This is a genomic window from Nonomuraea longicatena (assembly GCF_039525605.1).
Classification (GTDB): Bacteria; Actinomycetota; Actinomycetes; order Streptosporangiales; family Streptosporangiaceae; genus Nonomuraea; species Nonomuraea longicatena.
On record NZ_BAAAHQ010000001.1, the window covers coordinates 412,155 to 437,025 of the forward strand.

26 protein-coding genes and 1 riboswitch are annotated in these 24,871 nt (G+C 71.3%); of the genes, 15 read left to right on the plus strand and 11 right to left on the minus strand.

Annotated elements, in window-relative coordinates:
* Positions 1-2: 2 nt before the first annotated feature.
* On the minus strand, positions 3-1,346 hold the full coding sequence (locus tag ABD120_RS01855) for an ankyrin repeat domain-containing protein (protein WP_343947868.1): 1,344 nt from the start codon (positions 1,344-1,346) through the stop codon (positions 3-5).
* A gap of 115 nt (positions 1,347-1,461) precedes the next feature.
* Between ABD120_RS01855 and ABD120_RS01860 the strand changes: the two genes are divergently transcribed.
* The 3 genes from ABD120_RS01860 to ABD120_RS01870 all read left to right on the plus strand — a co-directional run bounded on the left by ABD120_RS01860 (position 1,462) and on the right by ABD120_RS01870 (position 3,349).
* On the plus strand, positions 1,462-2,109 hold the full coding sequence (locus ABD120_RS01860) for a DUF1707 SHOCT-like domain-containing protein (protein ID WP_343947869.1): 648 nt from the start codon (positions 1,462-1,464) through the stop codon (positions 2,107-2,109).
* A gap of 80 nt (positions 2,110-2,189) precedes the next feature.
* Positions 2,190-2,687 carry a SigE family RNA polymerase sigma factor gene (locus ABD120_RS01865; protein ID WP_343947870.1) on the plus strand — a complete coding sequence of 166 codons (498 nt, stop codon included), beginning with the start codon at positions 2,190-2,192 and terminating at the stop codon, positions 2,685-2,687.
* Between the two features lie 2 nt (positions 2,688-2,689).
* Complete coding sequence (locus ABD120_RS01870) at positions 2,690-3,349, plus strand: hypothetical protein (RefSeq protein ID WP_343947871.1); 660 nt, start codon at positions 2,690-2,692, stop codon at positions 3,347-3,349.
* Here the strand turns inward: ABD120_RS01870 and ABD120_RS01875 are convergent.
* From ABD120_RS01875 to ABD120_RS39670, 4 genes are all read right to left on the minus strand, one after another.
* Positions 3,303-4,037 carry a sirohydrochlorin chelatase gene (locus ABD120_RS01875; RefSeq protein WP_343948243.1) on the minus strand — a complete coding sequence of 245 codons (735 nt, stop codon included), beginning with the start codon at positions 4,035-4,037 and terminating at the stop codon, positions 3,303-3,305. The two genes, ABD120_RS01870 and ABD120_RS01875, sit on opposite strands and share 47 nt — an antisense overlap.
* A 116-nt stretch (positions 4,038-4,153) precedes the next feature.
* Positions 4,154-4,882, minus strand: a complete 729-nt coding sequence (locus ABD120_RS01880; protein ID WP_343947872.1) for a phosphoadenylyl-sulfate reductase — start codon at positions 4,880-4,882, stop codon at positions 4,154-4,156.
* Between the two features lie 136 nt (positions 4,883-5,018).
* Positions 5,019-6,692 (minus strand): nitrite/sulfite reductase, encoded by a 1,674-nt coding sequence (locus tag ABD120_RS01885; protein ID WP_343947873.1) that lies wholly within the window; start codon positions 6,690-6,692, stop codon positions 5,019-5,021.
* Positions 6,693-6,802: 110 nt separating this feature from the next.
* The gene (locus tag ABD120_RS39670; protein WP_425563913.1) at positions 6,803-6,928 is read right to left on the minus strand and encodes a putative leader peptide; all 126 of its coding nucleotides are present in this window, start codon (positions 6,926-6,928) and stop codon (positions 6,803-6,805) included.
* A gap of 354 nt (positions 6,929-7,282) precedes the next feature.
* Between ABD120_RS39670 and ABD120_RS01890 the strand changes: the two genes are divergently transcribed.
* From ABD120_RS01890 to ABD120_RS01915, 6 genes are all read left to right on the plus strand, one after another.
* Positions 7,283-8,068, plus strand: a complete 786-nt coding sequence (locus ABD120_RS01890) for a TIGR03084 family metal-binding protein (protein ID WP_343947874.1) — start codon at positions 7,283-7,285, stop codon at positions 8,066-8,068.
* A gap of 26 nt (positions 8,069-8,094) precedes the next feature.
* Positions 8,095-8,469 carry a YccF domain-containing protein gene (locus ABD120_RS01895; protein ID WP_343947875.1) on the plus strand — a complete coding sequence of 125 codons (375 nt, stop codon included), beginning with the start codon at positions 8,095-8,097 and terminating at the stop codon, positions 8,467-8,469.
* 58 nt (positions 8,470-8,527) lie between these two features.
* Positions 8,528-9,481, plus strand: coding sequence for a YihY/virulence factor BrkB family protein (locus ABD120_RS01900; protein ID WP_343947876.1), 954 nt, complete (start codon positions 8,528-8,530; stop codon positions 9,479-9,481).
* Positions 9,482-9,493: 12 nt separating this feature from the next.
* Positions 9,494-9,576: riboswitch (ZMP/ZTP riboswitch) on the plus strand.
* A gap of 22 nt (positions 9,577-9,598) precedes the next feature.
* Positions 9,599-10,852 (plus strand): serine hydroxymethyltransferase, encoded by a 1,254-nt coding sequence (glyA, locus tag ABD120_RS01905; RefSeq protein ID WP_343947877.1) that lies wholly within the window; start codon positions 9,599-9,601, stop codon positions 10,850-10,852.
* Between the two features lie 334 nt (positions 10,853-11,186).
* Positions 11,187-12,302, plus strand: a complete 1,116-nt coding sequence (gene rsgA, locus ABD120_RS01910; protein WP_343947878.1) for a ribosome small subunit-dependent GTPase A — start codon at positions 11,187-11,189, stop codon at positions 12,300-12,302.
* 40 nt (positions 12,303-12,342) lie between these two features.
* On the plus strand, positions 12,343-12,972 hold the full coding sequence (locus ABD120_RS01915; protein ID WP_343947879.1) for a phosphoribosyltransferase: 630 nt from the start codon (positions 12,343-12,345) through the stop codon (positions 12,970-12,972).
* Here the strand turns inward: ABD120_RS01915 and ABD120_RS01920 are convergent.
* On the minus strand, positions 12,965-13,465 hold the full coding sequence (locus ABD120_RS01920; RefSeq protein WP_343947880.1) for an ATP-binding protein: 501 nt from the start codon (positions 13,463-13,465) through the stop codon (positions 12,965-12,967). The genes ABD120_RS01915 and ABD120_RS01920 overlap by 8 nt on opposite strands.
* 142 nt (positions 13,466-13,607) lie before the next feature.
* On the opposite strand from ABD120_RS01920, the gene ABD120_RS01925 reads away from it, so the two are divergent.
* The 4 genes from ABD120_RS01925 to cydB all read left to right on the plus strand — a co-directional run bounded on the left by ABD120_RS01925 (position 13,608) and on the right by cydB (position 17,280).
* Entirely contained in the window at positions 13,608-14,483 is an 876-nt protein-coding gene (locus ABD120_RS01925; RefSeq protein ID WP_343947881.1) for a helix-turn-helix domain-containing protein, read from the plus strand.
* Between the two features lie 106 nt (positions 14,484-14,589).
* Entirely contained in the window at positions 14,590-14,823 is a 234-nt protein-coding gene (locus tag ABD120_RS01930; protein WP_343947882.1) for a DUF397 domain-containing protein, read from the plus strand.
* A gap of 60 nt (positions 14,824-14,883) precedes the next feature.
* Complete coding sequence (locus tag ABD120_RS01935; RefSeq protein WP_343947883.1) at positions 14,884-16,260, plus strand: cytochrome ubiquinol oxidase subunit I; 1,377 nt, start codon at positions 14,884-14,886, stop codon at positions 16,258-16,260.
* Positions 16,261-16,284: 24 nt separating this feature from the next.
* The gene (gene cydB / locus ABD120_RS01940; protein ID WP_343947884.1) at positions 16,285-17,280 is read left to right on the plus strand and encodes a cytochrome d ubiquinol oxidase subunit II; all 996 of its coding nucleotides are present in this window, start codon (positions 16,285-16,287) and stop codon (positions 17,278-17,280) included.
* A gap of 85 nt (positions 17,281-17,365) precedes the next feature.
* On the opposite strand, the gene ABD120_RS01945 is transcribed toward cydB, so the two are convergent.
* The 4 genes from ABD120_RS01945 to ABD120_RS01960 form a co-directional block, all read right to left on the minus strand.
* A complete protein-coding gene (locus tag ABD120_RS01945; protein WP_270159808.1) occupies positions 17,366-17,677 on the minus strand; it encodes a WhiB family transcriptional regulator in 312 nt (103 codons plus the stop codon).
* 101 nt (positions 17,678-17,778) lie between these two features.
* Positions 17,779-18,654, minus strand: coding sequence for a sucrase ferredoxin (locus ABD120_RS01950; protein ID WP_343947885.1), 876 nt, complete (start codon positions 18,652-18,654; stop codon positions 17,779-17,781).
* 156 nt (positions 18,655-18,810) lie between these two features.
* On the minus strand, positions 18,811-20,319 hold the full coding sequence (locus ABD120_RS01955) for a glycerol-3-phosphate dehydrogenase/oxidase (RefSeq protein WP_343947886.1): 1,509 nt from the start codon (positions 20,317-20,319) through the stop codon (positions 18,811-18,813).
* Positions 20,309-20,809: a TetR/AcrR family transcriptional regulator gene (locus ABD120_RS01960; protein WP_343947887.1), complete on the minus strand. Its 501-nt coding sequence runs from the start codon at positions 20,807-20,809 to the stop codon at positions 20,309-20,311. The genes ABD120_RS01955 and ABD120_RS01960 overlap by 11 nt, the downstream gene beginning before the upstream one ends.
* A gap of 29 nt (positions 20,810-20,838) precedes the next feature.
* On the opposite strand from ABD120_RS01960, the gene ABD120_RS01965 reads away from it, so the two are divergent.
* Positions 20,839-22,524 carry an FAD-binding oxidoreductase gene (locus ABD120_RS01965; RefSeq protein ID WP_343948244.1) on the plus strand — a complete coding sequence of 562 codons (1,686 nt, stop codon included), beginning with the start codon at positions 20,839-20,841 and terminating at the stop codon, positions 22,522-22,524.
* 244 nt (positions 22,525-22,768) lie between these two features.
* Here the strand turns inward: ABD120_RS01965 and ABD120_RS01970 are convergent, their stop codons facing one another.
* Positions 22,769-23,179, minus strand: a complete 411-nt coding sequence (locus ABD120_RS01970; RefSeq protein WP_343947888.1) for a hypothetical protein — start codon at positions 23,177-23,179, stop codon at positions 22,769-22,771.
* A gap of 109 nt (positions 23,180-23,288) precedes the next feature.
* Here ABD120_RS01970 and ABD120_RS01975 point away from each other — a divergent pair, with 109 nt between their 5' ends.
* Positions 23,289-24,782 (plus strand): metallophosphoesterase family protein, encoded by a 1,494-nt coding sequence (locus ABD120_RS01975; RefSeq protein WP_343947889.1) that lies wholly within the window; start codon positions 23,289-23,291, stop codon positions 24,780-24,782.
* Positions 24,783-24,871: the final 89 nt, after the last annotated feature.

Consider the following 24,871-nt stretch of genomic DNA (forward strand, 5'->3'; position numbering starts at 1 on the left):
CCTCAGAGCTTGGCGGAGGTCTCCTCGGCCATCTCCCGGGCGTAGTCGTCGTCGCTGTCGGCCAGCACCCGCTTGACCCCCTGCTCGGCCCGCCGGTCACCGCGCGCGGCGAGCCCCCGGGCCGCCTCGGCGACCGTACGGAGGTCGGTGTCGTCCAGCCGCGCCGCCAGCGCCTCGCGGATCTGGGGGGTGTCCGCGTCGTGGGAGGCGAGCCCGGCGGTCGCCCAGTCGCGCACCTCGTCGTCCTCGTCGGTCGTCATGCCGATCAGCAGCGCCAGCCCCTCGGCGTGGCCGGGCGGCAGGACGTCGGCGAGCGCGATCGGGTCGGTCATCGTGCGCTTGTGCCCCTCGCGGCCCAGGATCTCCAGCACCTGCGGCAGCGCCCGGTGGTCGCCCTGGTGGCCGAGCGCCGACAACACCGAGCGCAGCACGGTCGGGTTGCCCTCGGTGGTCGCCATCCGCTGGAGCAGCGGCAGCTTGCGCTCCAGGAACGGGTTCTCGCCGTCCTCCGTGACGCCGAACTGGGCGAGGGCGTCCACGCCGAACTCCCGTTCGCGGGCGTCCTCGCTCACGCACAGCCGGGCCAGCGCCTCGTAGGTCTCCTCGTCGGCCCGCTTGGCGAGCGTGTCGGCGACGATCCACCAGGTCTCGGCGTCCTCGTCGGTGTCGCGGTGGGCGAGCGCGCGCGAGACCAGCTCCTCGATGCGGGTGTAGGTGCCCGCGGCGTTCTCCAGCAGGGTGGCGACGGCCGCGTGGCCGCGCTGGGCCTGCACCTGCTCGCTCTCGCCGCCGTCGGCCGCGCGCCCGGTGACGGTGACCAGTTCGGTGCCGTCCTTGGCGTACTGGCGGGTGACGACGTACTCCCAGTCCTCCTGGCCGATCTGCTCCAGCAGGGCGCTCTCCAGGTGCACGCCCACCCAGTCGATCGCGATGTCGTGCGGGCCGTCGCCGTCGCCGTCGTACTTCTCGACGTCGGCGCCCGCGTCGAGCAGCGCCCGCACGACGCCGAGCGCGCCCCGCCTGGCCGCCAGGGTGAGCGGCGTGTCGCCGTCCTCGTTGGCCGCGTCGACCTCGGCGCCCGCCGCGATGAGCGCATGGGCGGCGGCGGCGCTGCCGTTGGCCGAGGCCCACAGCAGGGCGTGCCAGCCGCCGCTCTCCTTGGCGTTGACGTCGGCTCCGGCCGCCAGCAGGGCCTCGATGACGGCCACGCGGTCCCAGGCGGCCGCCGCGCACAGCGGCAGCCCGTCGGGGCCGCTCTCGTCGGGGCCCGCACCGGCGGCGAGCAGTGCGCCCACGGCCTCCAAGTCGCCCTTCAACGCCGCCTGGTACAGCTCTTCCTCACGCATGACTGCGACCCTAGCGCCTTCCGGGCCGCCCTCGGCGGAGGCCGGAGTGCGACCACCGGGCGCCAATTCCGGCCCCGGACGGCTTTACCGCGATAAAACGCGATATGTTGCGAGTATGACTGACCTTGGGGATCTGCGCGCTTCAGACGCTGAGCGCGAGGACGTCGTCGAGCAGTTGCGCGTGGCCTCGGTCGACGGCCGTCTGACACTCGTCGAACTCACCGACCGTACCGAAGCCGCCTACAAGGCCACCACCCGCGCCGAACTCGCCCTGATCACCCAGGACCTGCCCGACACGGGCCCCGCCGCCTACCGGCCCGCCGCCCCCCAGCGGAAGAAGCGCTGGTTCATGTCGATCATGGGAGACACCAAGCGGCGCGGCAAGTGGAGGGTGGACAGCGACCTCGCCGCCCTGTCCGTGATGGGCGACGTCGTCCTCGACCTGCGAGAGGCCGAGGTTCGGACCGACGTCATCGACATCACCGCCATCGCGGTGATGGGCGACGTGAAGATCATCGTCCCGGACGGCGTCGAGATCGACCTCGACGGCTTCGCGCTCATGGGCGACAAGAAGGTGGACGTCCTGGAGGCCCCGCACGGCATGAGAGTGCCGGTCGTGCGCGTGCACGGCTACGCCCTCATGGGCGACATCAAGGTGTACGGCGACGCCAGGGCCAAGCCGATCAGGCGCGGCTGGGCCGCCTGGCGCGAGCACCTCGGCCTCGACGCCTTCCACGGCGAGCCTCGGCAGATCCGCGACTGACGATCGCGCACCCCGTGCAACGTGTCGGCCCCCCTGAGGCGTATGTGTCGGTGACAGTCTCCACGCAGTGAGGACGGCCGATGCGGGATCGAGCGGATTTCGAGCTCTACGTCGAAGCACGCTCGGCCCGCCTCCTGCGCACGGCCTACCTGCTCTGCCGCGACTGGCCGACGGCGGAGGACCTGGTGCAGACGGCCCTCGCCAAGGCGTGGACGGCCTGGCGCAGGGTCGGCGCCAACCCGGACCCGTACGTGTACCGGATCCTGACGAACACGCACGCCTCCTGGTGGCGGCGGCGATGGCACGGCGAGGTGCCCACCGCCGAGTTACCGGAGCGCCCGCACCCGGGCGGCCTCGACGACTTCGGCACCCGCGAGGCCCTGCGCGCCGCGCTGGTGGCGCTGCCCGCCAAACAGCGGGCGGTGATCGTCCTGCGCTACTTCGACGACCTCCCGGACGAGGCGATCGGCGAGATCCTGGACTGCTCGGCCGCGACCGTGCGCAGCCAGGCCGCGCGTGCGCTGGCCAAGCTGAGACTCCATCCGGCGGCCGGGGTCGCGGCCCGGACGGAAGGCTGACCGTGCACCTCACCGAGAACGATCTTCGCAGCCTCCTGGCGGACGACAGCGGCGGTTGGCACAGGGGCGTGACCGCCGCAGACGTCCACCGTCGCGTCCGACGCCTGCGGGCGCGGCGGTGGCGGGCATGGGGAAGCGTCGCGGCGACGGCGGGAACGGTCGTCGCCGCGACGCTGCTGCCCGGCCTGTTCCTGCGGCAGCCCGCGCCTGCGGGACCCGCCGCGGACACGCCGTCGAGGAGCGTCGCCGTCGTGGCGAAGAGCTACCCGTCCGGCGGCGTGGTGCAGGAGTTCCCGTTCTCCGGCGCGCTGAGAGACCTGGTGGTCGCCGTCCGCTGCCCGGCCGGATCCCGCGCCCTGATCTGGCTGAACGCCAAGCCGGTCATGGACAGGAGCTGCGCCGGGTGGTCATGGGTGTCGGCCGGTCTCGGCGAGGTCGGCCGGCAGAACACGCTGCAGGCGGTGATCGTCCCTCGCTCGGCGGAGGGCGACGTCGAGACGCTCGCCCTTCACACCCCGCCGTACGCGGCGGAGTGGGAGGTGCGGGTGCTGTCCATGAGCGGGCTGGCCTGCGGCAAGGACAGGGGCCGGCCGGAGGGCTGGGTGTGCCCGCTCATCACGCAGCCTGGGAACAGCCCGTCCGCCGGTACCGGTCCAGGATGACGGAGACGAGTTCGGGAGCCGCGCCGAGCACGTCCGCCACCGCGTCCGCGCCGCTCTCACGGCGCACCCGGTCGGCGAACAGCCCCGGCGCGAGCAGGTACGGCGCCACCACGACCCGGGGCGCACCCACCCGCCGCAACTCGGCGACGGCCTCGGCGGGCGTCGGACCGGCGGCGGAGGCGTAGGCGGGCCGCACCGCCCACCAGCGGCGGCCGGAGGAGGGCAGGCTCCAGGAGCGGGCCAGCGCCGCGACGGTCGCGTTGGCCCTGGCGTCGCTCGACCCGGCCGACACCAGCACCACGGCGGTGTCCGGGTCGCGGGGCGCCACCCCGGCCTCGGCCAGGCGGCGCTCCAGCGCCGTCAGCAACAGCGGGTGGGGGCCGAGGGTGTCGCCGTACCCGACGACCAGGCGCGGCTCGCGCGCCCTGGCCTCGACCAGGGCGGCGGGCAGGTCCACCCGGCTGTGGTAGGCGGCGGTCAGGAGCAGTGGCAGCACGACGGCCGAACGCAGGCCGAGCAGCGCCTGCGGCAGCGTCGGGGCGGAGTGGTCGAGGTAGGCGGTGCGCACCTCCAGGCCGGGCCGGGCCCGGCGGACCCCGTCCATGAGCGCCTCGACGGTCGCCGCCGCGCGCGGGTCGCGCGAGCCGTGCGCGACCGCGACCAGCGGCGTCCGGTCCTCCAGCGGCAGCCGGGGGAGCGGCGGGCGGGCCGGGACGACCGGCCCGCCCACCTCTTCCCTTGGGAGCACGCCCCTGCCAGAACGCACCCCCGCGCCCGACGGATGCCGCCCGCCGGGCGAGTCCCCTACAGGTGAATGCCGCATTCGGTCTTTCCCATTCCCACCCAGCGGCCGCTGCGCGGATCCTCGCCTTCGGCGACCGGCCGGGTGCAGGGCGCGCAGCCGATGGAGGGGTAGTCGTCGTAGTGCAGCGGGTTGATCAGCACCCCGTTGTCGGACATGTAGTTGTCGACGTCGTCCTGCGTCCAGGACGCGATCGGGTTGATCTTCACCATCTGCCGCTTGGCGTCCCACTCGACGACCCGGGTCTCGGCGCGGGTGCGCGCCTCGTCGCGGCGGATGCCGGAGATCCACGCGAGGTACGGCTCCAGCGCCCGGTTGAGCGGCTCGACCTTGCGCAGGTAGCAGCACAGGTCCGGGTTGCGGCCGAACAGCCGTGGCCCGAGGTCGCGCTCCTGCTCGGCGACCGTGCGCGACGGCTTCACGTCGATGACGTTGACGTCGTACACCTGGCGGACCGCGTCGCGGGTGCCGATCGTCTCGGCGAAGTGGTAGCCGGTGTCGATGAACAGCACGTCCACGCCCGGCTTGACCCGGCTGACCAGGTCGATCAGCAGCGCGTCGCTCATCGAGGAGGTCAGGCAGAGCCGGTCGCCGAACGTGGCGGCCGCCCAGCGGATGATCTCGCGCGCGGAGGCGCCCTCAAGGAAGACGGCGGCGGACTCGACGATGTCCTGAAGGTCGAGCGCGCCCCGTTGATCTCTTAAACCGACCTCGATGTCGACGATGGTCATATCCTCACTCCGATCCCCAGGAATTTCAGCTTGAAGGCGCGGGCGCACGCGCGGCAGTACCAGCCGCCGTCGCCCTCGTAGGGCTCAAGGTCCTCGTCACCGCAGTAGGGGCAGTGGAACGGGACGGCGCGGGCGCTCATTTGAGGTCCGCCTCGTCTGCTCGCTGCACCCAGTCGGCGAAGGGCTCGCCCTCCTTCTTCTGGGCCTCGTAGTGGGTCACCACCCGTTCGACGTAGTCGGGAAGGTCCTCGGCGGTGGTCTTCAGGCCGCGCACCTTGCGGCCGAAGCCGGCGCTCGCGCCGAGCGCTCCGCCGAGGTGGATCTGGAAGCCCTCGACCTGCTCGCCGCGGTCGTTGACGACGAGCTGGCCCTTCAGGCCGATGTCGGCGACCTGGATGCGGGCGCAGGAGTTGGGGCAGCCGTTGACGTTGACGGTCAGCGGCTCGGCGAAGAGGGGCAGGCGCCGCTCCAACTCGTCGATCAGGTTCATGGCGCTGGCCTTGGTCTCGACGATGGCCAGCTTGCAGTACTCGATGCCGGTGCAGGCCATCGTCTGGCGGCGGAAGGTGGAGGGGTTGACCGGCAGGTCGTTCGCCTCCAGTTCGGCCACCAGGCTGTCGACCCGGTCGGGGGCGACGTCCAGGATGACCATCTTCTGCTCGACCGTGGTGCGGACGCGGCCGGAGCCGTGCCGTTCGGCGATGTCGGCGATCAAATGCAGCGCGTCGCCGTCGAGCCGGCCCACCTTGGGGGCGAAGCCGACGTAGAAGTTACCGTCCTTCTGCGGGTGCACGCCGACGTGGTCGCGGCGCTCGCCTCTCGGCGCCTCGGGGGCCGGGCCGTCGGGCAGCGGCTCCTTGAGGTACTCGGTCTCCAGGACCTCGCGGAACTTCTCCACGCCCCAGTCGTTGACCAGGAACTTGATCCGGGCGCGGTGGCGCAGCCGCCGGTAGCCGTAGTCGCGGAAGATGCCGATGACGCCGCCGTAGACGTCGGCGACCCGCTCGGGGCCGACGAACACGCCGAGGCGCTTGCCGAGCATCGGGTTGGTCGACAGGCCGCCGCCGACCCACAGGTCGAAGCCGGTCTCGCCGGTGGGCAGGCGCACGCCGACGAAGGCGATGTCGTTGATCTCGTGCACGGTGCAGTGGGCGGTGCAGCCGCTCAGCGCGGACTTGAACTTGCGCGGCAGGTTGGAGTACGCGGGGTCGCCGATGAAGCGGTCGTGGATCTCGCGCACCTGCGCGGTCGCGTCGATCACCTCGTCGGCGTCGATCCCGGCGAGCGGACAGCCCATGATCACCCGGGGGGTGTCGCCGCACGCCTCGGTGGTCGACAGGCCGACCTCCTCCAGGCGCCGCCAGATGTCGGGGACCGACTCGATCTCCACCCAGTGCAGCTGCACGTTCTGGCGGTCGGTCAGGTCGGCGGTGCCTCTGCCGTACTCGTTGGAGATGTCGGCGATCACCCGGAGCTGGCGCAGGTCGAGCTGGCCGCCGTCGATGCGGATGCGCAGCATGAAGTAGCGGTCGTCGAGTTCCTCCGGTTCGAGGATGGCGGTCTTGCCGCCGTCGATGCCGGGCTTGCGCTGGGTGTACAGGCCGTACCAGCGCATGCGGCCGCGCAGGTCGGCGGGGTCGATCGAGTCGAAGCCGCCCTTGGCGTAGACGTCGATGATGCGCTGGCGGACGTTGAGGCCGTCGTCGTTCTTCTTGTTCTCTTCGTTCTTGTTGAGCGGTTCACGGTAGCCGAGGGCCCACTGGCCTTCGCCGCGCGGGCGTTTGTGGTGCCTGCTGGCAGGGGTGCTCATTGCGCGTCCTTAGGGTGTCGTGGGCGCGCGCAGTGACCCTCCTGCCTCGTCGTCGAGTGCAGGGGTTCACAGGAACGGGATGGCGACGCGCGCCGCTACAGGCGGGGTGGCTAACGGGCGTCGCAACAGATGGCACTGCGGACACGCTGGAGGTCGACGTGGCGTCGACCGACGAGCATGGGGTCCGCTGGCATGCCTGAACGATACCCCGGACGTCCGGGCTGTCCAATAAGCATTCCAAAGTATGGGACAAGGGTCACAGATCCGTTTGTTTCTCTCCGTCCGTTTGTGTCCAATCAATGTAGATTTCCAGCCTTTACGGCTGGCCACTCCACCCCCACCCGCCGCACCGCCCGCAGGGCCTCCAGGGTGACGCTCCTGGCCGCCCGGCGATCCCGCCGTGACGCGGATTCCCCGCCGCGGCGCGGGCGGGCCACGCGGGCCCTTCGGGCGGCCGGCGGGGCGGCGTCGCGGCGAATTCGCACAGCGGGGAGGAGCGTCACCCTGGAGGCCCTGGGCGGGCGGCGGCGGGTGGGGTACGGCGGGGGACCGTAAAGGACAAAAGGAAAGTATGCGCGTAGAGTGCCGATATGGGGCTGTTGGGCGAGGTTCTGGGGGATCTGAGAGACGAGACGGCCGACCTGCAGACCATTCTCCGGCCCCTGACGCCGGAGCAGTGGGAGGCGCCGACGCCCGCCGCCGGCTGGGCGGTCCGCGACCAGGTCGGCCATCTGGCCTGGTTCGACGACGCCGCCGTCACCGCCGTCCTCGAACCTGAGACCTTCACCGCCTCCATCCCCCACGACCGGACCGTGGACGACCTCGCCGCCGCCACCCGCCACCTGCCCTGCGACGAGCTCCTGCGCTGGTTCACCGCCGCCCGCGCCCGCAGCCTCGACGCCTTCGCCACCCTTGAGGACAAGGACCGCGTCCCCTGGTACGGCCCCGCCATGTCCGCCGTGTCCTTCGTCACCGCCCGCCTCATGGAGACCTGGGCGCACGGCCAGGACGTCGCCGACGCCCTCGGTCTGGCCCGCGAGCCCACCCCGAGGCTGCGCCACGTCGCCCAGATCGGCGTCCGCGCCCTGCCCTACAGCTTCCTGGTCCGCGGCCTGCCCGTCCCCACCGACCCCGTCAGGGTCGAACTCGTCATGCCGGACGGCGCCGCCTGGGCCATCGGCCCCGACCGCGTCGAGGACGTCGTCAGCGGCCCCATGCTGGACTTCTGCCTGCTCGTGACCCAGCGCGTGCACCGCGACGACACCGCGCTGACCTGTGCGGGGGAGACCGCCAACGCCTGGCTGTCGATCGCGCAGGCGTTCGCCGGGCCTCCGGGCAAGGGCAGGGCTCCCTCGGGGAAGCCCCCGATGGCCTGACCGGGAGGTCCTGACATGGTGGGATTATGCGGACACTGCTGAACGTCATCTGGCTCGTCTTCGCCGGCATCTGGCTGGCGATCGGCTACGCGCTGGCCGGCGTCATCTGCTTCATCCTCATCATCACGATCCCCTTCGGCATCGCCTCGTTCCGGATCGCCGGCTACGTCCTGTGGCCCTTCGGCCGCACCGTCGTGCGCAACCCGGAGGCCGGGGTCATGTCCACCCTCGGCAACATCATCTGGGTCGTGGTCGCCGGGATCTGGCTGGCCATCGGGCACGTCGTCACCTCGATCCCGCTTTTCCTGTCCATCATCGGGATCCCGTTCGGCATCGCCAACCTCAAGATGGTCCCCGTGTCCCTCCTGCCCCTGGGCGCGCGGATCGTCGACATCAAGTAAAGCCCTCAGGGCAGGACATAAGCTGTCCTGAAGTACTCCTGCGAGAACCCTTGGTGGCATGACGTCGACGGATGCGCCCTCACAGCAAGCGCCGCGCAGGCGGCGCGGTGAGCTGCTGGGCGTCGCCAGAACCCATCTGAACTGGGTGCGCGACACCCGGTCGTGGGCCATCGCGCGCGCGACGACCAACGCCGGCGTCGACTACCGGGTGACCGGCCTGGCCGGGGAGGCCGCCTTCTTCGCCCTGCTGTCGCTGCCGCCGTTCGTGCTCGGGCTCATCGGCGTGCTGGCCAAGCTCGGCACCTGGCTCGGCCGCGACAACGTGCACGCGGTCGAGCAGTGGGTGCTCAGCCAGGCGGGTGTGCTGTTCACCCCCGAGGCCGTGACCAAGGTGGTGCAGCCGCTGCTCAACGACGTGCTGCGCGACGACCCCAGCAAGGTGTCCGTCATCTCCGTGGGCTTCCTGCTGTCGCTGTGGTCGGGCTCGCGGGCCCTGTACGTCTACGTCGACCTGATCTCGGTGGCCTACGGCCTGGGCGAGGCGCGCGGCATCGTGCGCACCCGCCTGATGTCGTTCGGCCTGTACATCGTGGGCCTGGTCATCGGCATCATCGTGATGCCCGTGCTGGTCATCGGGCCGACCCTGCTGCGCGGCGCGCTGCCCGCGCAGTACGGCGTCGTCATCGACGTCGGCTACTGGCCGGTGGTCATCATCGGCTCGGTGCTGTTCCTCACCGTGCTCTACCACGTGAGCGTGCCGGTCCGCACCCGCTGGTACAAGGAGTTGCCGGGGGCGATCCTGGCGCTGTTCCTGTGGATCGTGTGCGCCGCCGTCCTGCGCGGCGTCCTGGCGGCCTGGGTGTCGCCGATGTCCATCTACGGCTCGCTCGCCGCGCCCATCGCCGTGCTGCTGTGGTTGTACATCACGGCCCTCGCCGTCCTCATCGGCGCCATCCTCAACGCCGAGGTCGACCGCCTCTGGGGCGACGCCCGCGCCTCCCGCACCAAGTGATTCCGCTATCGTCTAGGACGTCGCGACTGGCGCACAAAGGTGGACCAACCACCGGGGAGCGGAGGAAGCGGAGGCCGGGCGCCTGGGTCTTCGCCCGTCAACAACGACAGGAGAACCATGTCTTCTCTCGCGAGTGTGGACCCGCGGATCGCCGAGCTGGTCCAGGCGGAGGAGCGCCGCCAGGCCGACACCGTCAAACTCATCGCCTCGGAGAACTACGTCTCCAGGGCGGTGCTGGAGGCCACCGGAACGGTCCTCACGAACAAGTACTCAGAGGGCTACGCGGGCAAGCGATACTACGAGGGCCAGCAGGTCATCGACCAGATCGAGACCGTCGCCGTGGAGCGCGCCAAGGCGCTGTTCGGCGTGAACCACGCCAACGTCCAGCCGTACTCCGGCTCGCCCGCCAACCTCGCGATCTACCTGGCGTTCCTGAAGCCGGGCGACACCGTCATGGGCATGGGCCTGCCCTTCGGCGGCCACCTCACCCACGGCTGGTCGGTCAGCGCCACCGGCAAGTGGTTCAACCCGGTCCGCTACGGGGTGCGCCGCGACACCGGCCGCGTCGACATGGACGAGGTGCGCGCCCTCGCCCTTGAGCACCGGCCCAAGCTGATCTTCTGCGGCGGCACCGCCATCCCGCGCACCATCGACTTCCCCGCCTTCGCCGAGGTCGCCCGCGAGGTCGGCGCCGTGCTCGCGGCCGACATCGCGCACATCGCCGGCCTCATCGCGGGCGGCGCCCACCCGTCGCCGGCCGGTCACGCCGACGTCATCTCCACCACCACGCACAAGACGCTGCGCGGCCCTCGGGGCGCCATGCTCATGGCCGACGCCGACGAGCACGCCACCGCGCTCAACAAGGCCGTCTTCCCCGGCCTGCAGGGCGGCCCGCACAACCACACCACGGCCGCGATCGCCGTGGCGCTGCACGAGGCGGCCCAGCCGTCCTTCCGCGACTACGCCGCCCAGGTGGTCGCCAACGCCAAGGCGCTGGCGGAGGAACTGGCGGCGCGCGGCTTCGACCTGGTGTCCGGCGGCACGGACAACCACCTCATCCTGCTCGACCTCACCCCGAAGGGCATCGGCGGCAAGCCCGCCGCGCAGGCGCTCGACCGGGCCGGGCTGGAGACGAACTACAACGCGGTGCCGTTCGACACCCGCAAGCCGTTCGACCCGTCGGGCATCCGCATCGGCACCCCGTCGGTGACGTCGCGGGGCATGAAGGAGGGCGAGATGCGGCAGATCGCCGCGTGGATGGACGAGGTCGTGACCGCGCTCGCCAAGGGCGACGCCGAGTCCGTCATCGCCCGGGTCCACGCCGAGGTCTCCGAGCTCACCGCGTCGTTCCCGGCGCCCGGCCTCTCGTAACCCTCCGTCACGGAACAGCCGCACCGTGTCGGCCACGGTGCTGGCCAGGTGTCGGCCACGGTGTCGGCCACGGCGCCGCTCACCGGTGCCACCCGCCGCGTGCGCGGGGCCTCCAGGAGGACGCTCCGCGTCGTGGCGGCGCCCCGCCGCGACGACGCACCGGCAAATCCCTTGCCCGGTGACAGATCGCCACGTAAAGTAGCCCCGCGCGACAAGGCGCCCGATTCAGGAGGTGAGGACTATGCGGGTCTCTCCGTTCAGCCTGCCGTCCATCAGCTTCCGGGTGCCCGCCTGACCGTGGCACCCGGGTTCTCACCCAGAGGTGTCACCTACGTTGTCGTTCGACGACCTTTCTCTGTTCGATCTTTCCCTGCTCGGCTGGACAGCGGCGCGTGTGTCCGCGCTGCCCGTCGGCACCGTCCCCGCCCGGGTGGCCCGCGTCGACCGAGGCGCGGCCGAGGTCATCGCGGCCGACGGGACCCATCACGTGCGATACGGCGCCCAGGTCCGCCGGGCCGCCGCCGCCGACCCCGTCGCGCTGCCGTGCGTCGGTGACTGGGTCGCGCTCAGGCCGCTCGCGGAGGGCCGCTCCGAGCTGGCCGCCGTCCTGCCCAGAACCAGCTCGTTCATGCGCGGCGGCGTGTCGCGCACGTCGCGGGCCGGCCTGTCGGGCGACGGGCAGGGCCAGGTGCTGGCCGCCAACGTGGACGTCGTCTTCGTGGCCGAGCCGTCCATGCACGCCACCGACTTCGCCGACCTCGGCCGCATCGAACGCCTGGTCGCGCTGGCGTGGGAGTCCGGCGCCACCCCGGTGGTGCTGCTGACCAAGTCCGACCTGTTCGAGAACGGGCTCGACGACCTGGTCTCCGACGTCAGAGCAGCCGCGCCCGGCGTGGACGTGCACGCGGTCTCCTCGCTGCTCGGCGAGGGGGTCGGCCTGGTGGGCGGCTACCTCGCGGGCTCGCGCACCGCCGTGGTGCTCGGCCCGTCGGGCGCGGGCAAGTCCACCCTCGTCAACGCCCTGGCTGAGACGGCGGCGATGCCGACCCAGCTGGTACGGGCGGCCGACGGGCGCGGGCGCCACACGACCGTGCACCGCGAGCTGATCCCGCTGCCCGGCGGCGGTCTCGTCATCGACACGCCGGGGATCCGCCGGGTGGGCCTGTACGAGATGACCGACGGGGTGGACCTGGTCTTCTCCGACATCGACGAGCTGTCACGCGGGTGCCGGTTCGACGACTGCGATCATGACGCGGAGCCCGGCTGCGCGGTGATCGCGGCCCTGGAGAACGGCGAACTGCCGGAACGGCGGCTGACGAGCTGGCGCAAGCTCCAGCGCGAGGCCGCCTGGATGGCCACGCGTACGGATGTCCGCCTGCGCAAGGAGCGGCAGAACCGGTGGCGGCAGATCCACAAGGAAATGCGCAGATCCGGCCGTAATCGCCCCTGATGAACCGTACAAAAGGGTGAAAAGCGGGTAGGTGACCAGTATGGGAGCGCTGTTCACCAGCCGGACCGAGGCCGGAGAACTGCTCGCGCGGCGCCTGCGGTTCGCCGTGTCGCCGGTGGTCCTCGCCCTGCCCAGGGGCGGGGTCCCGGTGGCGGCGCCCGTCGCGCGGCGGCTGCGCGGCACCCTCGACGTCCTGGTCACCCGGAAGATCGGCTACCCGCCTTCGCCCGAGCTGGGCGTCGGGGCCATCGCCGAAGGCGGTGAGCCGGTCTTCGACGAGGGCCTGCTCGCCCGCCTGGGTCTGACGCCCGAGGCGGTGGCGGACGTCGTGGCCCGCGAGCGCCGTGAGCTGGCCCGCAGGGTGCAGGTCTACCGGGGCGGACGGCCGCTGCCCGCGCTCACCGGGCGCGAGGTCATCGTCGTGGACGACGGCCTGGCCACCGGGGGCACGGCGCGGGCCGCCCTGCGCGCGGTGGCGGCGGCGGACCCCGAGCGGGTCACGCTCGCTGTGCCGGTCGGGGCGCCGGAGACCGTACGGGCACTGCGGGGGGAGGCCGACGAGCTGGTGGTGCTGGCCACGCCGCCGGACTTCTTCGCGGTGGGGCAGTGGTACGCGCACTTCGACCAGCTCAGCGACGCCGACGTGCTGAGCTACCTCGGCCCTAGTTGAGGCTGATGCAGGCCCAGACCAGCTTGTTCGGCCCCGGTGGGGTGAGCCAGCCCCACGTCCTGGTCAGCGACTCCACCAGCGCGAGCCCTCGCCCGAACTCCGCGAACACGCTCGGCGGCGCGGGCGTCGGGGCGGACCTGCTGTAGTCGGTGACCACACAGGCCACCTCGGCCTCGGCCGCGAGCATGCGGAGCTGGAGCGCGCCGCCCCCGTGGCGCATGGCGTTGGTGACGAGTTCGGAGACCACGAGCTGGACGTCGAAGACGATGGGCTGGGCGTCCCAGGACGTCAGCGTGCTCTCGACGAAGCGTCTGGACGTGGCCACGTACGCGGGTTCGAGCGCGCTGAACTCCCGAAACCGGTAAACCGCCTCCCGCTGCCCCGTTCCCCCGCCCAGCAGTATGGCGGCCAGCCAGGGAGGTGGTACGGGACCAGTGGCGGCTCGCGGACGTGCGTCGAAAGTCGTCATCGTGTCCCCGATCTGGTGATCCACTGCCTATCTTTACCTCCGGTGCTTACGGATGCAAGACTCTTCGTGTTTTGCGGATGACCTTTGCAAATGCACGTGCAGATGAACTGTGCAAAATGGCCGACCGCGTGGGAGACTGGGTGCTTTCGAGGTCCGGAGGTACCGAGTGAGCGCCCAGTGGAGCCTGCTGTCCCAAGGGCAGGGGAGCCCCACCGTCCTCCGGATCCTGCTCGGCACGCAGTTGCGTACGCTCCGCACCGCCAGGGGCATCACCCGCGAGGACGCCGGCTACGCCATCCGCGCCTCCCATGCCAAGATCAGCAGGCTGGAGCTCGGCCAGGTCAGCTTCAAGCACCGCGACGTCGCCGACCTGCTCACCCTGTACGGCGTGACCGACGACAAGGACCGCGCACCCCTGCTCGAACTGGCCAAACAGGCCAACCTGCCGGGCTGGTGGCACAAGTACGCCGACCTGCTTCCGGCCTGGTTCGAGGTCTACATCGGCCTGGAGGGCGCGGCCTCGATCATCAGGACGTACGAGAACCAGTTCGTACCCGGCCTGCTCCAGACCCCCGAGTACGCTCGCTCGGTGATCAGGCTCGCGCACGACTCCGTCGCCCCGGGCGAGCTCGACCGCCGGGTCGGCCTGCGCATGCGCCGCCAGCAGCGGGTGCTCGACGGCGCGCTGAAGATCTGGGCGGTGATCGACGAGGCCGTCCTGCGCCGCACGATCGGCGGGCCCGGCATCATGGACGCCCAGATCGAGCGGCTGCTGGAGCTGACGGCGATGCCCAACGTGACGCTGCAGGTCGTGCCGTTCGACCGGGGCGGGCACGCGGCGGCCGGCGGACCGTTCAGCCTGCTGCGCTTCCCTGAGACCGAATTGCCCGACGTCGTCTACATGGAGCAGCTGACCAGCGCCCTTTACCTCGACAAGCCTGCGGAGTCCGAGCAGTATCTCCAGGTCATGGACCGGTTGAGCGTCCAGGCCGACCTTCCGGAGGAATCCAGGAGCTTCCTGGAGCGGTTCCGCCGGGTGTGATCCACGGCACAGCCGCCTTTTTGGCCATCCCCTATATGGAGATCAACGCGCTCCCGTATTGTGCGGCATGCACGTGCATCTGCAACGCACGCCAAGGAGCATTCTCATGCACGAGTTCCGCAACGGAACCCAGGCCAGCACCCTTCCCGTCACCTGGCGGAAGGGGCGGCGCAGCAACCCCAACGGCAACTGCGTCGAGGTGGCCGCCCTGCCCACGGGAGAGATCGCGATGCGCAACTCCCGTTTCCCCGATGACCCGGCTCTCGTCTACACGCGCGCGGAGATCTCCGCGTTCGTGCTGGGCGCCAAGGACGGGGAGTTCGACGATCTGATCGCCTGACCAAGGCACCCCGGGCGTGTCCTCACTGTAGGTGAGTAACCCACACCTACAGTGACCAACATGGACGCGTTGGATCTGGCACGCTGGCAGTTCGGTATCACCACGGTGTACCACTTCCTGTTCGTGCCGATCACGATAGGCATGTCGCTGCTGGTGGCGATCCTGCAGACCGCATGGGTCCGCACCGGCAGGCCGCACTACAAGCGCGCCACCAAGTTCTGGGGCAAGCTGCTGCTCATCAACTTCGCGATGGGCGTGGTGACCGGCATCGTGCAGGAGTTCCAGTTCGGCATGAACTGGAGCTCCTACTCGAGGTTCGTCGGGGACGTCTTCGGCGCCCCGCTGGCCATCGAGGCGCTGGTCGCCTTCTTCCTGGAGTCCACGTTCCTGGGTTTGTGGATCTTCGGATGGGACCGGCTGCCGAAGGCCGTCCACCTGGCCTGTATCTGGGTGGTGGCCTTCGGCACCACCGTCTCGGCCTACTTCATCCTCGCGGCCAACTCCTTCATGCAGTGGCCGGTCGGGTTCACGAGCGCGAGCGGCCGCGCCGAACTCGAGGACTTCGGCGCCGTCATCACCAACAAGATCCTGCTGGTGACCTTCCCGCACACGGTCTTCGGCGCGTGGCTGTCCGGCGGCGTCATCCTGTTCGCCGTCTCCGCCTGGCACCTGGCCAGGAAACGCGACGTCGAGGTCTTCCGGCCCTCGTTCAAGCTCGGCCTGTGGACGTCCCTGATCGCCTTCGTGCTGATCTTCTTCTCCGGCGACACGCTCGGTAAGGTCATGACGGAGACCCAGCCGATGAAGATGGCCGCCGCCGAGGCCCTCTACGAGACCGCCCAGCCCGCGCCGTTCTCGCTGTTCACCATCGGCACCCTCGACGGATCCCGGCCGATCTTCTCCATCGAGATCCCCGGCGCGCTGTCCTTCCTGGCCACCGGCACGTTCACCGGCAAGGTCGAGGGGATCAACGACATCCAGGCGCAGTACCAGGCCAGGTTCGGGCCCGGCGACTACCGCCCCTACATCCCGATCACCTACTGGGGCTTCCGGCTCATGATGGGCGCGGGCGCGCTGGCCGCCCTGCTGGCCCTCGCGCTGCTGTGGCTCAGCCGGAGAGGGCGGCTGCCCGAGCGGCCGTGGATCTGGCGGGTCGCGGTGTGGGCCGTGGTCCTGCCGGTCGTCGCCCACAGCTTCGGCTGGATCTTCACCGAGATGGGCCGTCAGCCCTGGATCGTGTTCACGCAGATGAAGACGGCCGCGGGCGTCTCGCCCTCGGTCTCACCGGGGACCGTCCTGGTCTCGCTGATCGGCTTCACCCTCCTGTACGGCGTCCTCGCCGTGCTCGAGCTGGGCCTGATGATCAAGTACGCCAGGAAGGCGCCGCCACCGGAGGACGAGCAGCCCGAAGAGGGCAAGCTCGCCTTCGCGTACTGAGCCTTCCCGGATCGAGGGGGACCTTTGACGCTCAACGACCTGTGGTTCGTCGCCATCGCCGTCCTGTGGACGGGCTACTTCGTGCTGGAGGGGTTCGACTTCGGGGTCGGGATCCTGCTGCCGGTACTGGGCAGGACCGGCGTCGAGCGCCGCGTCATGATCAACACGATCGGGCCCGTGTGGGACGGCAACGAGGTGTGGCTGATCACCGCCGGAGGCGCGACCTTCGCCGCCTTCCCCGAGTGGTACGCGAGCCTGTTCAGCGGCTTCTACCTGCCACTGTTCGTCATCCTGGTGGCCCTGATCGTGCGCGGGGTGGCCTTCGAGTACCGGGCCAAGCGCGATTCCGCGCGCTGGCGGGCGGGCTGGGACCGGGCCATCGTGTTCGGCTCCGCCGTACCGGCGTTGCTGTGGGGGGTGGCCTTCGCCAACATCGTCAGGGGAGTGCCGCTCGATGCCCGCCACGAGTACGCGGGCTCGGTACTCGACCTGCTGAACCCGTACGCGATCCTCGGCGGGCTGGTGACGTTCACGCTGTTCACGGCGCACGGCGCCATGTTCCTCGCGCTGAAGACCACGGGCGAGATCAGGCGGCGGGCGGCGGGCGTCGCGCTGCGCGTCGGCGCGGCCGCCGCGGTGCTCGCGGTCGTGTTCCTGGTGTGGACACAGTTCCTGGGTGGCACGGCGGCGACGGCGGTGCTCGCGGCGCTGGCCGCGCTCGCGTTCGTCGCGGCGCTCGGCGCGGTGTGGAGAGGGCGGGAGGGGTGGGCGTTCGCGCTGTCGGCGGTCGCGGTGGGGGTCGCGGCCGTCACCCTGTTCGTGGTGCTCTACCCCGATGTGCTGCCGTCGCTGCCGGATCCGGCCAACAGTCTCACGGTCGTCAACGCCTCGGCCACGCCGAAGACGCTGGGCATCATGACGTGGGTCGCGGTGATCTTCCTGCCGCTGGTGGTGCTCTACCAGAGCTGGACGTACTGGGTGTTCCGCCGCCGGATCGGCGTACGGGACATCCCCGCCTGATCAGGCAGTTGTCCCGACCGGGTTCGAGTCATCGGGACAACTGCGTGATCACGCGCGAAAAGTACAGATGCTGCCGTGGTGAAGTTCAGGCCGCGGAGATGCCGGCGCTGGCGGCGCGGCGCATGCGACGGCGACGCTCGCTGGCGCGCTCGTCCTCGTTGAGTCCGCCCCAGGTGCCGTACTTCTCCGGGCGGGACAGCGCGTAGTCAAGGCACTCGGTGCGAACGGGGCAACCGGCGCAGATCGCCTTGGCCTTCCGCTCTCGTACGTCACGCTCGGGCTGCCGCTCCCCGTCGGGGCCGAAGAAGAGCACGAGGTCCTCACCCCGGCACGCGGCATCATCCTGCCAACCCCAGCTGGGGCGCGGGCGGGCGAGCTGCCGACGTACCTGAGACATGAGAAAACCACCTTTGTGAGAGGTATTTCGGTAATTGAGCCGCATTGGACGCTTTGGGCGTCACTGGTCCAACGCAGGGGTAGGCCGTGATGTTCCCGTGATCAGGTGAGGGCGGGCGTGGCGTACCGCACAGGCGCGAGCCTGTCCAGCGAAACCAGCCGGTAGGTGGTGATCGTCTCGGCGCAAACCGTGCCACACGGTGCTTGGAACACCGATGGCTCGACCACAACCTGGAACCGGACGCCGCCGATGCGCACGATGGCCTCGGTGACGTCGCCGTCCGTCCTGGCGGACTCCACGGCCACTCCGCCGAGGGTGCGCTCTCCCGTATGGGCTCGGGCGAAGTGCTCCACGGCTTGCAGTGGCTCAGGGATGCCTGCGCGTCCCCGGAAACGGTCGAGAATCACCTCGCCGGACCGGTACGCGTTCGCTGCTGCGATCGCAGCAGCCTGAGACATGCTGCCGTAGAAAATTCCGTGTGGCAAGCACACGAGGTTGGCGGCGTAACGATCGCCGCCAACGTGTGACGTTTCCCATACTCTGTCCGGCATGATTTCCGCCAGGCCACGAGCGAGGGGTAGTCCAATGCGGGCGCAGCACGCATTGCGCTTGGCGTGCGTGCAGACCAGAAATACCGGCTCGTCTTCAAGTATGCAGGATTCCGGGACCACTCCGGCCACCAGCGCGTCAAGGTCAAGATCGTCGGGACCTGCGACGACGCCGCCGGCCAGCCAGGGGTGCTCACCCGCGGCGTACCCGGCTAGCACACGCAGGCCCTGCTCCCGCGTCCGGGTCTGGGTCCGGCGTCCGGGGCGGCGGATCAGCTGCGGCCTGATGCCGCGCTCGCGCGCCCGCCGGACGAGTTCGGCGATCGGGCCGGGCAGGGTGCCGTCCTCGATGCGGGTGGGCCAGGGGCCGGAGTACTCGATCAGCAGCCAGAGCCGCGCGCCCACGGTCGCGCTGGCGAGCGTGGGCACGACGCCGGTGTGGCACCCTGCGGGATGATCACAACCTCTGGCCACGCTCCCCCTCCCCGAGCTGTCTTAGGTAAGACTAACCTAACGGGGTAGCGACAGTGCACACACGGTGAGCGTGCGGCCGGAAAAGGGATCTCTTACCCGGGTCCGGATCCGTCAACCTTTCAGCACGTCCCCGGCGGCCTCCAGCGCCGCCTCCCGGTCCTCGGGGATCAGCCCGACGCGGGTCCTGCGGTCGAGCAGGTCGCTCTCGTCGAGGGCGCCCTCGTGCTCCACGGCCCAGCGCAGCTCGCCCTTGGTCACCCCGGCGCCGACGGGATCGGGCTCGCGCCTGACGTAGGCGAGCACCGCGACCGCCTCGGAGCCGTAGCGGCGGGCCAGCCGCGCGAGCTCCCGCCCGGCGATGCCCGCGCCCCGCGCGGGGGCGCCGCGCGCCCCCACGAGCGGCAGCCGCGCGGTGATCGAGGGGCCCGCGTCGAGGTCGCGCAGCTTCACCGCGAGGTCCACGGCGTCCTGGGCCATCCGCCGGTAGGTGGTCAGCTTGCCGCCCACCACCGTCACGAAGCCGCCGTCGCCGAGCACCGCGTGCCTGCGCGACAGGTCGGCCGTGCGCCCGCCGCCCGCCAGCAACGGTCTGAGACCCGCGTAGGCGCCCGCGACGGCCTCACGGGGCACAGGAGCCTCAAGGACCGAGTTCAGCACCTCCAGGAGCGTTCTGACGTCCCTCTCGGGCGCCTCGGGCACGTCGGGGACGGGCCCCTCGACCGGCTCGTCCGTCAGGCCGACGTAGACGCGGCCGTCGCTCTGGGGGAGAACCAGCGCGAACCGGTTGAACTCACCGGGGATCGGAACGTGCAGCCCGGTCCGGAGTCCGGGCAGCGCCTCCTCCCGGAACACCAGATGCGTGCCGCGCGAGGGACGCAACTCCACCGACGGGTCGAGCCCGCCCGCCCACACGCCGGTGGCGTTGACCACCGCCCGCGCCCGGACGTCGAACTCCTCGCCGGTCAGCTCGTCGCGCACGCGCGCGCCGTCCGCCCGCAGCTCCAGCGCGCGGACCCGGGTCAGGATCCGCGCGCCGCACCCGGCGGCCGTCCGCGCGATCGCCACCACCAGGCGGGCGTCGTCGGACAGTCGTCCGTCCCACGACAGCAGCGCGCCGCGCAGCCCCTCCCCGCTCAGGACGGGGGCCAGGTGACGGGCCTTGTCCGCGGGCAGCCGGGAGGGGCCGGGCAGCAGGTGACGGGGGGTACGCGAGGCGGCCCGCAGCCCGTCGCCGAGCCGCAGCCCGGCCATCACCAGTGCCGCCCGGCGGCGGGGGAGCGCCGGGGTCAGCGGCAGCAGGTACGGATGCGACTCGACCAGGTGCGGAGCCGTCCGCCTGAGCAGCACGCCGCGCTCGACCGCGCTCTCGTAGGCGACGTCCACCTGCCCCTTCGCCAGGTAGCGCAGCCCGCCGTGGATCATCTTGGAACTCCACCTGGACGTGCCGAAAGCCAGGTCGTGCGCGTCGATCGCGGCTACACTCAGACCGCGAGAGGCCGCGTCGAGCGCCGCGCCCGCACCGGTCGCGCCCAGGCCGACGACGAGCACGTCCACCCCGTCGGCGGCGGTCTTGTCCAGGTCGGCGGCCCTGCGCGCCGCGTTCAGCGAGTCACCGGTCAAGGTATGCCTCCAGGAGATCGGTCAACTGGGCGTCGAGTTCGTCCTCGCCGAGCACGGTCGGACCCGACAGCAGGAACGACTGTGCCACCAGGAGCACCGCCCTGGCCCTGGCCCGGTCGCCGACGGCGGGCTCCAGCACCGACAGCACGGCCTCGTGGGTGGCTCCGGTGCGATGCAGCAGGTACGGCAGCAGCAGTTCGGGGTCCGCCTCGACGATCTTCCGCAGCAGCGGGTGGGCGCGCAGCGTCCTGACCCCCTCGACCACGGCGGCGACCGGATCGCCCACGTCCAGCTCCGCCATGACGCCCACCCACTCGCGGGTCATCAGGTCCGCCACCAGCCCCCGCACGTCGGGCCAGCGGCGGTAGATGGTCATGCGCGAGACCCCGGCCCTTCTGGCCACGTCGGTGAGCGTCGTGCGCCGCACACCGTAGGCCAGGACGCAGTCGCGCGCCGCGTCCAGCACCGCATTGTGACGAATCGACGTCATATGTCACAGTGTAGAGCGTGACTGAACCCATGCTCTGGTCCGGGTGGGGCGACCCCGCCAAGGCCCGCGACCTGCCCGAGAGCGTCCTCGGCCTCCTGCGCGACCTGCTCGGCGTGCGCGAGCCTGCGCGCGCAGCCGCCGGGCTCGCCGATGTCCGGCTCGCGCCGGGCAGGCTGCCCGAGCGCATCACGCGGGCGCTCGCGGCGGTCGTCGGGCAGCCGCACGTCCAGACCGGGCACGAGGCCCGCGTACGGCACGCGCGCGGGAAGTCCACCCCCGACCTGCTGCGCCTGCGCGCGGGCGACGGCTCCGGCGCGCCGGACGCGGTCGTGCTGCCCGGCTCGGCCGCCGAGGTCGAGGCCGTGCTGCGGCTGTGCGCGACAGAACGCGTCGCCGTCGTTCCCTTCGGCGGCGGCACCTCCGTCGTCGGCGGCCTGACCACGGCGTCCCACGACCTCGCCGGTGGCCTGACCGAGGTACCTCATGACCTCGCCGGTGGGCTGACCGAGGTACCTCATGACCTCGCCGGTGGGCTGAGCGCGTCGGCTCACGACCTCGTCGGCGGGCTGAGTGCGGCGTCACACGACCTCGTCGGCACGATCGCCCTCGACCTGGCCCGCCTCGACCGGCTCGTCGAGGTCGACACCGAGTCGATGACGGCCGTGTTCGAGCCCGGCGTGCGCGCGCCCGAGGCCGAACGCCTGCTCGCGGAACACGGACTCACCCTCGGCCACTTCCCGCAGTCCTTCGAGTACGCGACGCTCGGCGGGTTCGCCGCCGCCCGCTCCAGCGGCCAGGCCTCCGCCGGGTACGGGCGCTTCGACGACATGGTCGTCGGCCTCACCCTCGCCACCCCGGAAGGCACCCTCGACCTCGGCCGCGCCCCCAGATCGGCGGCCGGACCCGACCTGCGCCAACTCGTGCTCGGCTCGGAGGGCGCCCTCGGCGTCATCACCTCGCTGCGTCTGCGCGTGCGCCGCGCGCCCACCACGCAGGTGTACGAGGGCTGGCGGCTGCCCGGGTTCGCCGAGGGCCGCGCCGCCCTGCGCGAACTCGCCCAGCGCGGCCTGCTGCCCGCCGTCCTGCGGCTGTCCGACGAGACCGAGACCATGATCGGACTGGCCAGGCCGGAGTCCATCGGCTCCGGCGACACCGGCTGCCTGGCCATCACCGGATACGACGACGGCACCCTGTCACGCAGGCAGGCCGTCGCCGACGTCCTCACCGGCCACGGCGGCACCCCGCTCGGCGAGGAGCCCGGGCGGGCGTGGGAGCACGGCCGCTTCTCCGCGCCCTACCTGCGCGACGCGCTGCTCGCCGCCGGAGCCACCGTCGAGACCCTGGAGACCGCCGGATTCTGGTCGAACCTGCCCCGCCTGTACGACGCCGTGCGGCTGTCGCTGCTCGGCTCCCTCGGCTCGCCGCTGGTCATGTGCCACGTCTCCCACGTCTACGAGACGGGCGCCTGCCTCTACTTCACCGTCGTCACCGCCCAGCACGGCGACCCGGTCGAGCAATGGGAGCGGGCCAAGGAGTCCGTCAACGCGGCGATCGTCGAGGCGGGCGGCACCATCTCGCACCACCACGGCGTCGGCCGCGACCACCGCGACGCCTACGCGGCCGAGATCGGGCCGCTCGGCGTGGAGATCCTGCGGGCGGTCAAGGGACGGCTCGACCCGGCCGGGATCATGAACCCGGGCGCGCTCGTCCCCTGACGGGAGTCACCGGGTCCGCCGTTCGTCGCCGGTAAGTGAGCACTCCAGGATCCGGCCCGGCCGCCGGTGAGAACGCCCGGCACCGGCCCCGACCTGGCAGCCGGTGAGAACTCCCCCCGGCCCCGGCCCGGCAGCCGGTGAGAACGCCCGGCCAGGCCAGGGCCGGGCCGTCGATGGGTGCCAACTCCCCCGGACCCGGCCCGGCAGCCGACGAGCGCTCCCGGACTCGGCTGCCGGCGGGCGCTCACTCCTCGTCGTCCGCCGCCTCGCGCGCGGCCTGGGAGGAGGCGGCGGCGGCCTCGCCGTACCGGTCGAGTGCCTCCAGGACCTGGGCCAGGCATGCGAGGGACACCACCAGCGGCGCCCCGCCCGCCCGGCGGGCCAGCACCACCGCCTCCTCGGCCAGCGGCAGCGCCTCCTCCGGGCGGCGGCGTCTGAGCAGCAGGCCCGCCGTCGTGCGCAGCGCCCGCGACAGCAGCCCCGTGTACGCCTGCGGGTCGGCCGCCGCGAGGTCCCTCGCCATCGCCACCGCGCGCCGGGCCCCGCGCAGCGCGGCCCATCTCGGGCGGGACATCGCGTACGCCAGCAGGCCCTCGACGGAGGCGGCCCCCACCGCCTCCCGCCGTACCTTGTCGTCGAAACCGTATCGGGCCATCTGTCCAGCCCCCCTCGGACGGTTGAGGGTCGAGGGTACACCAACCGTGTTCCCGACGGTACGGAGAGTTCGGATGCGTCGGCCGGAGATCGTCGCGAAAATGTAGGGCATGGCGGACCTCACGATCGAGCACGGAGAGCAGCAGTCCTCACGCACCTCGGAGGCGGGGGCGGGGTGGGGATGCGAACAGATCGGCAGGTTCACCGATTTACGTCCCGATGACGCCATCTTCTCCTGGCTGAATCCCTCGACACTGTGGCGTTCGCGCAACGAGGTGCTCGCCGGGCTGTTCGGCGACCCCTCCGGCGAGGTGCGCGCCCGCTGGGTGGCCGCCCAGCACGCGCGCGGCGTCGACCCCGGCCACCGCATCGACCCCGGCCTCGGCCACTCCTTCAGCTTCCTGCTCCTCGGCGATCCCGGCGAGGGCGACGCCTCCCAGTACGCCGTCGTACCAGGACTCCTCAAGGTCGGCGCGGGCACCGACTTCGCCGTCGTCGCCAGCGACGTCGTCTACCCGACTGGCGCGGGCGACGAGTACGGCGACAAGTTCTTCCGCCCCTACAAGGACTACCAGGCGCCGATCTACGCGATCCCCGGCAACCACGACTGGTACGACGGGCTCGGCGGGTTCATGCGCGTCTTCTGCGACGCGCCGCCGCTGCGCCCCATGCCGCGCAAGGGGCTGCGCGGCCTGCTGTGGCGCAGGCCGGACCCCATCGACGAGGACCGGCTGCGCGAGGCCCGCGCATTACGCGGCGCCCCCGCCCAGCGGGCCGTGCAGCCCGCACCGTACTGGGTGATCGAGAGTGACAGCCTGCTCGTCGTGGGCGTCGACACCGGCATCAAGGGCTCCATCGACAGGCAGCAGACCGCCTGGCTGCGCCGGGTCTCCGCCGACCCGCGCCCGAAGATCCTCGTCACCGGTAAGCCCATCTACACCCGCAACGTCTACAAGCCGTCGCCGCTGGAGGGCGGGGGCACTATCGACGACATCGTGCGCGACCCCGCCCACCGCTACGTCGCCGCCATCGGCGGCGACGTCCACAACTACCAGCGCTACCCGGTACGGCTGGCCGACGGCCGCACCATCCAGTACGTCGTCTCCGGCGGCGCGGGCGCCTTCATGCACGCCACCCACACGATCGAGCGCATCGACGTGGCCGGGGTGGAGGAGGACGACTTCCGCGCTTACCCGCTGCGCGGCGACTCGCTGTCCTTCTACAGCCAGTTGTACGCGCGGCGGCTGCGCATGAAGTGGCTCTACCTCACGCCGACGGAGGCTTCGCGCATCATGCTCGAACAGATCCGCAACACGCCGGTGCGGCCGGTCGACCGGTCACTGAAGATCACCAGGCGGATGCGGTGGGCGGCCCGCATGCTCGGCGCCTGGCCGTGGCCGCTGCGGCTGCCGGTCAAGCGGGTCTTCCACCGCCATCTGTCCGAGTTCTCCGACTGGGACGAGCCGCCGCTGTTCAAGCAGTTCCTGCGGCTGACGGTGACGCCGGAGAAACTCACGGTCAGCTGCTTCGCGGCCACCGGCTGCCTGCCGCAGGAGGAGAACCCGCCGATCGAGGACCACTTCGAGATCAGCCTCAAGCCCTGAGTCCGGGCGGGCCCGGCGGTCGGTGTCGGTTCGGAAGGCGTGTGAACCGCCCCTCGGCGGGTGGTGAGCCTCCGGAGAGCGCGCACACA